Source organism: Mesorhizobium sp. M4A.F.Ca.ET.022.05.2.1 (genome assembly GCF_003998845.1).
Lineage (GTDB): Bacteria > Pseudomonadota > Alphaproteobacteria > Rhizobiales > Rhizobiaceae > Mesorhizobium.
The window spans coordinates 1-692 of record NZ_RZOJ01000799.1 but is presented as its reverse complement, the minus strand read 5'-3'; the positions used below and the strand labels follow the sequence as shown (position 1 = coordinate 692).

Sequence of the window (692 nt, the reverse complement as noted above, 5' to 3'; positions counted from 1 at the left end):
GTCTATATGGGAATGGCCAATCTGCCTCAGATCGCCGCTTCATTATTGGAAGGCGGGCTGGCGCCGTCGACGCCGGCCGCGGTGATCGTTTCCGCGACCACGCCGCAGGAGCGGGCCGTTGTCGCCACGCTCGCCACCATTGCCGAAGAGGCCGCGGCCGCCGGCCTGGCTTCGCCGGCGCTGATCGTCGTCGGCGGTATCGTCGCCATGCGCGCGGCACTGGCGGGCGAGACATGACGGCACGCGCCATCATCATCGGCGCGCCGCGCTCCGGTTCGGGCAAGACCAGCGTCACCATCGGCATCCTGCGCGCGCTCGCCCGGCGCGGCCTGAAGGTGCGTGGCGCGAAATCCGGGCCCGATTACATCGACCCGGGCTTCCACACCGCCGCCACCGGCCTGTCCGGCGTCAATCTCGACAGCTGGGCAATGCCGCCCGCGCTGCTCAACGCGCTCACGGCTCAGGCGGCCGACGATGCCGAATTCGTCATCCTCGAAAGCGCCATGGGCCTGTTCGACGGCATTCCCGCTGCGGAAGGCCGCACGGGTTCGGCCGCCGACCTTGCGCGGCTCTACGGCCTGCCGGTGCTGCTCGTGCTCGACGTATCGGGCCAATCGACAACTGCTGCCGCGGTAGCCAAGGGTTTCGCAACCTACGACCCCGACGTGCGCATGGCCGGCGTCGTCCTTAAC

General features: G+C 69.4%; 2 pseudogenes. Both read left to right on the top strand.

The features are described 5' to 3' along the window. Positions 1–237: pseudogene (locus EN745_RS35495) on the top strand (uroporphyrin-III methyltransferase); the annotation flags it as partial. Next, positions 234–692 (top strand): annotated as a pseudogene (locus tag EN745_RS35490) (cobyrinic acid a,c-diamide synthase); the annotation flags it as partial. The pseudogenes EN745_RS35495 and EN745_RS35490, both read left to right, overlap by 4 nt.